The organism is Staphylococcus sp. EG-SA-2, from assembly GCF_017152085.1.
Genome location: NZ_JACYHC010001163.1, coordinates 1 through 666, shown reverse-complemented (window position 1 = coordinate 666; position 666 = coordinate 1). Strand labels below are relative to the sequence as shown.

Here is a 666-nt window from a genome sequence, read left to right as displayed (position 1 = left end):
TAAGAACTCCTGTTCCAATTAACATTGGTTTCTTGCATCCGAGTGTTTGAAGTAACTTTTCACCAACACGAATCATAATTAGTACCATTACTAAATAAGTGATTGATAAACTTCCTGCTTGCAATGAGGAATATCCTAAACCTCTTTGAACAAATGTGTTGGCTACTATTAATGTTCCCGCAACACCATTTAACAAAAAGTTTGAAGCTGTTGCACCTGTATAAGCTTTATTTTTAAATAATTTAAAATCGATTAAAGGATTTGTAGCACGCTTTTCAAGAACTATAAATAAACTAAAAGATCCAATTGCAATTGCTAATAAAGTGATAAAAAGAAGTGAGGTTACACCTAATTCTGATCCTTTAGTAATTAAAATATTTAAAGTGAGGAGCATAATGACTAAAAGAACCAGACCTTTAATGTCAAATTTATTTAGAGAAATCGATTTAGATTTAGTTTCAGGTGTGCCTTTAATAAGAAACAGCGCAATTAATGAAATTATAATTGATAGGATGAAAATCCAACGCCAACCTAAAAGTGTTGCAACTGCACCTCCAAAAAATGAACAAACACCAGAGCCGCCCCATGAGCCAATTGACCAATAACTTAAAGCGCGTTGTCTATCTTTCCCAATGTAATATGACTTAATAATAGACAAAGTTGCAG

The 666-nt window shown here is 32.6% G+C and carries 1 pseudogene; it reads right to left on the bottom strand.

Annotation, left to right across the window (positions count from 1 at the left end):
• Positions 1-666 (bottom strand): annotated as a pseudogene (norB, locus tag IDG60_RS19185) (multidrug efflux MFS transporter NorB); the annotation flags it as partial.